The organism is Actinomadura sp. (genome assembly GCF_044508335.1).
Taxonomy (GTDB): Bacteria; Actinomycetota; Actinomycetes; order Streptosporangiales; family Streptosporangiaceae; genus Spirillospora.
Genome location: NZ_JBIQHY010000007.1, coordinates 98,895 through 106,695 on the forward strand (window position 1 = coordinate 98,895; position 7,801 = coordinate 106,695).

General features: G+C 69.5%; 6 protein-coding genes. All 6 read right to left on the reverse strand.

Features of this window, described 5'->3' with window-relative positions:
- Positions 1 to 24: 24 nt before the first annotated feature.
- The 6 genes from ACIWVC_RS04950 to ACIWVC_RS04975 all read right to left on the reverse strand — a co-directional run bounded on the left by ACIWVC_RS04950 (position 25) and on the right by ACIWVC_RS04975 (position 7,762).
- The gene (locus ACIWVC_RS04950) at positions 25 to 864 is read right to left on the reverse strand and encodes an endonuclease VII domain-containing protein (protein WP_396446740.1); all 840 of its coding nucleotides are present in this window, start codon (positions 862 to 864) and stop codon (positions 25 to 27) included.
- Positions 865 to 1,276: 412 nt separating this feature from the next.
- Entirely contained in the window at positions 1,277 to 1,486 is a 210-nt protein-coding gene (locus ACIWVC_RS04955; RefSeq protein ID WP_344274853.1) for a ubiquitin-like protein Pup, read from the reverse strand.
- 283 nt (positions 1,487 to 1,769) lie between these two features.
- On the reverse strand, positions 1,770 to 3,287 hold the full coding sequence (gene dop / locus ACIWVC_RS04960; protein ID WP_396446739.1) for a depupylase/deamidase Dop: 1,518 nt from the start codon (positions 3,285 to 3,287) through the stop codon (positions 1,770 to 1,772).
- 154 nt (positions 3,288 to 3,441) lie between these two features.
- A complete protein-coding gene (arc, locus tag ACIWVC_RS04965; RefSeq protein WP_396453849.1) occupies positions 3,442 to 5,205 on the reverse strand; it encodes a proteasome ATPase in 1,764 nt (587 codons plus the stop codon).
- 353 nt (positions 5,206 to 5,558) lie between these two features.
- The gene (locus ACIWVC_RS04970; protein ID WP_396446736.1) at positions 5,559 to 6,500 is read right to left on the reverse strand and encodes a tRNA (adenine-N1)-methyltransferase; all 942 of its coding nucleotides are present in this window, start codon (positions 6,498 to 6,500) and stop codon (positions 5,559 to 5,561) included.
- A gap of 77 nt (positions 6,501 to 6,577) precedes the next feature.
- On the reverse strand, positions 6,578 to 7,762 hold the full coding sequence (locus ACIWVC_RS04975) for a M50 family metallopeptidase (protein ID WP_396453850.1): 1,185 nt from the start codon (positions 7,760 to 7,762) through the stop codon (positions 6,578 to 6,580).
- Positions 7,763 to 7,801 lie beyond the last annotated feature (39 nt).

Consider the following 7,801-nt stretch of genomic DNA (forward strand, 5'->3'; position numbering starts at 1 on the left):
CCCCCTGCCGGGCCCCGTGCGCTCTCAGGACGGCGCCCAGGCGCCGTCCGGGTCGGAGTCGTCCCACGTCGGCATGTCGAGCTCCTCGTCGAACGGCAGCGTCGCCTTGCGGTACTCGCCGTCCTGCTCCCAGAACTCCTTCCAGCCGCCCTTCGGGACCGTCGCAGGGTCGACGTCCGGGACGGTCAGAGACAGCCTCGTACCGCCGTCCTCAGTGGCCACCGTCCGGACGAGCCGCCCCTCCACGTAGTCGGCCGCGCGGCGCAACGCGATCGGGTCGTCGCGGAGCTGCCCCATTCCCGTGTTGCAGTTCAAGCACGCCAGGCCGCGCACCGCTCCCGTTTCGTGGTCGTGGTCGACGTGCTCGCCGGGGAAGTCCGAGCACACGGCGCAGAGGCCGACCCGCACCTTGAGGAGCCACTCCCTGGCCTCGTCGTTGATCCCGCGCCTCCGGCGCGGGTGGTACTGCCCCGCCGACTGCACGCTGTTCCCGCGAGCCGGCCGGAACGGATCCGAGCGGACCCGGTGCAGGCCTCCCAAGACCGGAGTGCCGATCTCGAGCCGCATGCGCCGGGCGTGCGAGCCGCGCAGCTCCAGGTAGTCCGCCGCCAGGCGGAGCACCTGCGGGTCGTCATGGAACTGGCCGAGGCCGCCGTTGCACTTGAAGCACAGGATCCGGCGGACCAGGCCGGTGAGGTGGCTGTGGTCGACGTGCTTCGCCTCGCCTCGCAAGCAGATCGCGCAGACGCCGCCCTGCTCGGCGATCATTTGCGCCACCTCCTGCTCCGTCACGCCGTACCGGAGCTTGAGCAGGAAGTTGCGCTCGCCGCCGTACTTCACTTGCTTGTGCTCGGCGATCACCATGTTGTGGCAGGGCTTGCAATATGCAGACAGTCCGGACTTACGAGAGCGATTACTCCCGAACTCGTCGACCTTCTTGATCGTTTCGCACCTAGGGCAGTATTTCATCCCCTCCGGAACTGCCGAGCGCCTTCGATAGGATCGGACCTTTTTCCCCTGGACCGCCTGCTTTCCCCGGTACGACGCCGCGTTGCGGAGACCGAAGCACTCCCTGCAGTACAGAGCGAGGCCGTCCGGGGAAGCTTTCCGTTTCCAGAACTCGGTCACGGGTTTCGTTTTGCCGCAGTCGCGGCATTGCTTCACACGCATGGGCGGGACTTTACCAGTCCCGCCCATGCTTTACCGCATCTGGAGTTTTCTAGGCCGAGGAGACTGCTCGATTCTTGACCGAATCGGACATGTCCGGATTTATTGTTTATTCCCCGCCCTTTTGGACAAAACCACGGACGAATTCCTCCGCATTTTCCTCAAGGACTTCATCAATTTCGTCGAGAATCGAATCGACGTCGTCAGTGAGCTTCTCCTGCCGCTCCTGGACGTCCTCGGTCGTCGTGGCCTCGGTCTCCTCGACCTCTTCCGTGCGCCGGGTGGTCTGCTTCTGACCGCCGGTGTCCTTTGTGGCCATTCCGTACCTCCGCTCTGCCGGTGCCTCCGACCCTAGCCGGGATCTTCGCCGGCGAGCGGATCTTGAAGGTCCGTTTCGCCGCCTCCGACCCCAGGACCGGGGGCATGCTCGGGTTATCGCCGGTCCGCCGACCAGCGAAACGGGCATAGCGGTCACGAAACCGAGACCTGGCCCGTTAGCGCAGGTCAGCGAGGGTGATAGGGCTCGATAGTGACACTATCCAATGGAAGCAAAAAAGGGGCCGGGCGGCGCTTGTGCGCCGCCCGGCCCTCGAGGCCGTGCGTCAGCTCTGCCCGGTCAGGGTGGCCACCAGGTCGGCGGCCGTGCGGCAGCGGTCCAGGAGGGCGCCCACGTGCTGCCTGGTGCCGCGCAGGGGCTCCAGGGTCGGGACGCGCTGGAGGGACTCCCGGCCCGGGACGTCGAAGATGACGGAGTCCCAGGACGCGGCGGCGACGGAGTCGGCGTACTGGCGCAGGCAGCGGCCGCGGAAGTAGGCGCGGGTGTCCTCGGGCGGGTCGTCGATCGCGGCCTCGACCTCGGCCTCGGTGACGAAGCGCTCGATGCGGCCGCGGCTCACGAGCCGGTTGTAGAGGCCCTTGTCGGGCCGTATGTCGGCGTACTGCAGGTCGACGAGGTGCAGGCGCGGGTGGGACCAGTCGAGGCCGTCGCGGGTGCGGTAGCCCTCCAGGAGGGCGAGCTTGGCGACCCAGTCGAGCTCGCGGGACAGCTGCATGGGGTCGTCGCCGAGGCGGTGCAGGACGGACTCCCAGCGGTCGAGGACGTCCTTGGTCATCTCGTCGACGTCGGCGCCGAAGCGGTCCTCGACGTACTTGCGGGACTGCTCGAGGTACTCCATCTGGAGCTGGACGGCGGTCATCTTGCGACCGTCGCGGAGGGTGAGCAGGTGCTTGCAGGACGGGTCGTGGGAGACGGCGCGCAGGGCGGCGACGGGCATGTCGACGGACAGGTCGACGGTGAGGAAGCCGTCCTCGATCATGGCGAGCACGAGGGAGGTGGTGCCGAGCTTGAGGTAGGTGGACAGCTCGGCCATGTTGGCGTCGCCGATGATGACGTGGAGCCGCCGGTACTTCTCGGGGTCGGCGTGGGGTTCGTCGCGGGTGTTGATGATGGGGCGTTTGAGGGTGGTCTCCAGGCCGACTTCGACTTCGAAGAAGTCGGCGCGCTGGCTGATCTGGAAGCCGTCGCCGCGGCCGTCGACGCCGATGCCGACGCGGCCGGCGCCGGTGACGACCTGGCGGGAGACGAAGAAGGGGGTGAGGTGCCGGACGATGTCGGCGAAGGGGGTCTCGCGGCGCATGAGGTAGTTCTCATGGCAGCCGTAGGAGGCGCCCTTGTTGTCGGTGTTGTTCTTGTAGAGCTGGATGGGGTGGGTGCCGGGGACCATGGCGGCGCGCTGTGCGGCGTCGGCCATGACGCGTTCTCCGGCCTTGTCCCAGATGACGGCGTCGCGGGGGTTGGTGCACTCGGGTGCGGAGTACTCGGGGTGGGCGTGGTCGACGTAGAGGCGGGCGCCGTTGGTGAGGATGACGTTGGCGAGGCCGAGGTCCTCGTCGGTGAGCTGGGTGGGGTCGGCGACCTCGCGGGCGAGGTCGAAGCCGCGGGCGTCGCGGAGGGGGTTCTCCTCTTCGAAGTCCCAGCGGGCCCTGCGGGCGCGCGCCGCCGATGCCGCGAGGTAGGCGTTGACCACCTGGGAGGAGGTCACCATCGCGTTGGCCCCTGGTTGCCCGGGCACGGAGATGCCGTACTCGGTCTCGATGCCCATCACCCGCCGAACACTCATATCGTCGAGCCTATCGGGGCGGCGGGGGTGGGGCGACGGGACAGGGCCGCATCGGGGGGCGTGGCGCGGCGCGCCGGGGCGGCGGCGCGGCCGGCGCGCGCGGCGGCCTCCCGTCCGGGGGGCCGCCGCGCGGTTGCCGTCATGGTGCGGGGCGTTACAGGTACTGGCCGGTGTTGGCGACGGTGTCGATGGACCGTCCGGCTTCGGCGCCCTTGGTGCCGGAGACGAGGGTGCGGATGTAGACGATCCGTTCGCCCTTCTTGCCGGAGATGCGGGCCCAGTCGTCGGGGTTGGTGGTGTTGGGCAGGTCTTCGTTCTCGCTGAACTCGTCGACGCAGGCGGCGAGGAGGTGGCTGACGCGGAGGCCTTTCTGGCCGGTGTCGAGGTATTGCTTGATGGCCATCTTCTTGGCGCGGTCGACGATGTTCTGGATCATCGCGCCGGAGTTGAAGTCCTTGAAGTAGAGGACTTCCTTGTCGCCGTTGGCGTAGGTGACCTCCAGGAAGCGGTTCTCTTCGCTTTCGGTGTACATGCGCTCGACGGTCCGCTGGATCATGGCCTCGACGGTGGCCTCTTCGGAGCCGCCGTGCTCCTTGAGGTCGTCGGGGTGGAGCGGGAGTCCGGTGAGGATGTACTTGGAGAAGATGTCCTTGGCGGCTTCGGCGTCGGGCCGTTCGATCTTGATTTTGACGTCGAGGCGGCCGGGGCGCAGGATCGCGGGGTCGATCATGTCCTCGCGGTTGGAGGCGCCGATGACGATGACGTTCTCCAGGCCTTCGACGCCGTCGATCTCGCTGAGGAGCTGCGGGACGATGGTGTTCTCGACGTCGGAGGAGACGCCGGAGCCGCGGGTGCGGAAGATGGAGTCCATCTCGTCGAAGAAGACGATGACGGGGGTTCCGGCGGACGCCTTTTCGCGGGCGCGCTGGAAGACGAGGCGGATGTGCCGCTCGGTCTCGCCGACGTACTTGTTGAGGAGCTCGGGGCCCTTGATGTTGAGGAAGAAGCTCTTGCCTTCCTGGCCGGTCTTCTCGGCGACCTGTTTGGCGAGGGAGTTGGCGACGGCCTTGGCGATGAGGGTCTTGCCGCATCCGGGGGGTCCGTAGAGGAGGACGCCCTTGGGGGGCCGGAGCTGGTGCTCGCGGAAGAGGTCGGCGTGCAGGTAGGGAAGTTCCACGGCGTCGCGGATCATTTCGATCTGGGAGCCGAGGCCGCCGATCTCGTCGTAGGAGATGTCGGGGACCTCTTCGAGGACGAGTTCTTCGACTTCGGCCTTGTGGATCTTCTCGTAGGCGTAGCCGGACCTGGGTTCGAGCATGAGGGAGTCGCCGGCGCGGAGGGGGACTCCGCGGAGCGGCTCGGCGAGTTTGACGACGCGTTCCTCGTCGGCGTGCGCGATGACGAGGGCGCGTTCGCCGTCGTCGAAGAGCTCCTTGAGCATGACGACTTCGCCCTGCTCTTCGAAGTCGAGTGCTTCGACGACGTTGAGGGCCTCGTTGAGCATGACCTCTTGGCCGCGCTGGAGTTCGTCGATGTCGACGGCGGGGCTGACGTTCACGCGGAGTTTGCGTCCGCCGGTGAAGATGTCGACCGTTCCGTCGTCGCGCGCTTCGAGGAAGACGCCGAATCCGGACGGTGGTTGTGCGAGCCTGTCGACCTCCTCCTTGAGCGCCACGATCTGTTCGCGAGCCTCTTTGAGGGTCGCTACGAGTCGCTCGTTCTGGCCGGTTACGGCGGCCAGGTTCGCCTGTGCCTCATGGAGGCGTTCTTCCAGTACGCGTACTTGGCGCGGGGATTCCGCGAGCTTGCGGCGCAGCACGGAGATCTCCTCCTCCAGGAAGGAGATCTGCGTTTGGAGGTCCTTGACCTCCTTTTCGTGCTGCGCCCTGCGCGCCCCAGCATCGTCACGAGCGGCCACGCCCCGTCACCTCCTCACGAAGAGAGCCGACGACCTACTGAGACCCTACCTATCTGGAGGGCTTCCGTAACCTGCCCATTCGGTGTTCGTGTCGTGCGGGGGTCTTCCCGGGGGGTTGGGAGGGGCGCTGCGGGGGTGGTGCGGGTCGGGGGGTTACGGGCCTTGGACCTGGGGGTTCTCGGGTTCGGGCGTGTCGTGGCGGGGGGTTTGCCGAGTTCGGTGGATGTGGGGTGTGTCTCCGGGTCGCGGGTGGCGGGTGCGGCGCGTCGCGGTGCGGGGCGGCCGGTGGCGGCGGGCGGCGGCGGGCGCAGGTGACGGTGGGTGACGTCGGGAGGGAGCGGCGGGGGTGTGATCTATGGCGCGGGGGGTCGCCCGGGCGTGGCGCCGCGGTCGCCGGGCGGGCCGCCGCCGGGGGCGGGGTGGGCGCCTTTGGCGGGGCGGCGGCGGCGGGCGGGCGGGGTGACGCCGTCGGCGAGGCGGCGGGCGGTGACGAGGAAGCCGGTGTGGCCGACCATGCGGTGGTCGGGGCGGACGGCGAGGCCGTCGACGTGCCAGGAGCGGAGGAGGGTCTCGAAGGCGTAGGGCTCGGCGAAGTTGCCGTGGGCGCGGAGGTCTTCGACGATGCGGGACATCTGGGTGGTGGTGGCGATGTAGGCGCAGACGAGGCCGCCGGGGACGAGGGCTTTGGCGACGGCGTCGAGGGTCTCCCAGGGGGCGAGCATGTCGAGGACGACGCGGTCGACGTCGGTTTCGGTGAGGGCGTGTTCGAGGGAGCCGACGGTGAGGCGCCAGGCGGGGTGGGGGCCGCCGAAGAACTTCTCGACGTTGCCGCGGGCGATGTCGGCGAAGTCGGGGCGGCGTTCGTAGGAGGAGACGAGGCCGTGTTCGCCGACGGCGCGCAGGAGGGAGCAGGTGAGGGCGCCGGATCCGGCGCCGGCTTCGATGACGCGGGCGCCGGGGAAGATGTCGGCCATGGCGATGATCTGGGCGGCGTCCTTGGGGTAGACGACGGCGGCGCCGCGGGGCATGCGGAGGGTGAAGTCGGCGAGGAGGGGGCGGAAGGCGAGGTATTCGGTGCCGCCGGTGGAGCGGAAGACGCTGCCTTCGGGGCTGCCGATGATGTCGTCGTGGGGGACGGAGCCCTTGTGGGAGTGGTAGAGCTTGCCGGGTTGCAGGGTGATGGTGTTGATGCGGCCTTTGGGGTCGGTGAGCTGAACCTGGTCGCCTGGGCGGAAGGGGCCGTGGGGGATGCGGCCGGGTGCGGGGGCGGGTCCGTCGGGCTGGGGTTCGCTCATGGAGGTCAAGGCTATCGGCGGGTGCGGGCGGGCCGGACCGCGGCGGTGGGGCCGGGGCGCGGCCCGGGCGGTCGGGTTCAGATGCCGCTGAAGGCGCGGTCGACGTCGCTGACGGCGAGGACGCCGTAGACGCGGCCGTCGGGTTCGACGAGGAGGTATTCGGAGGCGGGGGCGCGGCGGAGGGCGTCGAGGAGGTCGTCGCCGGCGATGTCGGCGGGGAGGGTGAGGTCGTCGTGGAGGCCGCGGGACAGTTCGCCGGCGGTGATCCAGGGGCGGCGGTGCTCGGGGGTGGCGGTGACGGCCTTCTCGTTGACGAGGCCGAGGGGGCGGCCGTCGTGGTCGGCGATGACGATGGCGCCGGCGTGGTCGGCGTGGGCGCGGCGGACGGCTTCGGCGAGTGGGGTGTCGGCGGTGACGAGGGTGGCGCGGCGGGCGAGGGCGCGGGCGGACAGCAGGGGGATGCGGTCGCGGACGCGTTCGGCGCGGATGGCCTGGGTGGCGCCGACCCAGATGAAGGAGGCGATGAGGGCGGACCAGAGGAGGGCGAGCCAGCCGATGCCGCCGTCGTCGGCGGTGGTGGTGTAGGTGGCGAGGTAGGCGCCGGCGATGAGGCAGCCGATGGCGACGGCGCGGCCGACCCAGCCGGCGATGATGGCGCCGCTGCGGCTGCGTCCGGTGGCCTTCCAGACGGCGGCGCGGACGAGGCGTCCGCCGTCGAGGGGGAGGCCGGGCAGGAGGTTGAACAGGCCGACGAGGAGGTTGGCGAAGGTGAGGGCTTCGAGGAGGAGGAGCGCGACGTCGGGGAGGGCGAGGGCGGCGTGGGCGAGGAGGCCGAGGCCGGCGAGGACGAGGTTGGTGAGGGGTCCGGCGAAGGCGATGAGGAATTCGCGGCCGGGGGTGGGGGCTTCGCGTTCGATGGAGGTCTCGCCGCCGAGGACGTGGAGGGTGACGGAGCGGACGGGGAGTCCGAAGATGCGGGCGGTGACGGCGTGGCTGAGTTCGTGGACGAAGACGGAGCCGTAGAGGAGGACGGCGTAGGTGAAGGCGACGAGGTAGCTGAGGGGGCGGGCGACGACGTCGTGGACTTGGCCTTCGAACATGACGGTGACGAGGACGGCGACGATGAACCAGGAGGGTGAGACGTAGAGGGGGATGCCGAGGACGCGGCCCATGGAGAGTCCGGGCCGCGGGGTGCGGCCGTCGTCGTGGCCGGGGCCTCCGGCCGGTGTCCTGCCCTGGGTCGGGGGCGCGCTGTTCGTCACGTCTCCGATGCTACGGCCCCGGGGGGCGGGTCGTGCCGC

Coding starts and splice junctions, on each gene's coding strand:
- dop (WP_396446739.1), bottom strand. CDS start 3,287: ATGAGTGTTCGGCGGGTGATGGGCATCGAGACCGAGTACGGCATCTCC.
- ACIWVC_RS04950 (WP_396446740.1), bottom strand. CDS start 864: ATGGTGATCGCCGAGCACAAGCAAGTGAAGTACGGCGGCGAGCGCAAC.
- ACIWVC_RS04955 (WP_344274853.1), bottom strand. CDS start 1,486: ATGGCCACAAAGGACACCGGCGGTCAGAAGCAGACCACCCGGCGCACG.
- ACIWVC_RS04970 (WP_396446736.1), bottom strand. CDS start 6,500: ATGAGCGAACCCCAGCCCGACGGACCCGCCCCCGCACCCGGCCGCATC.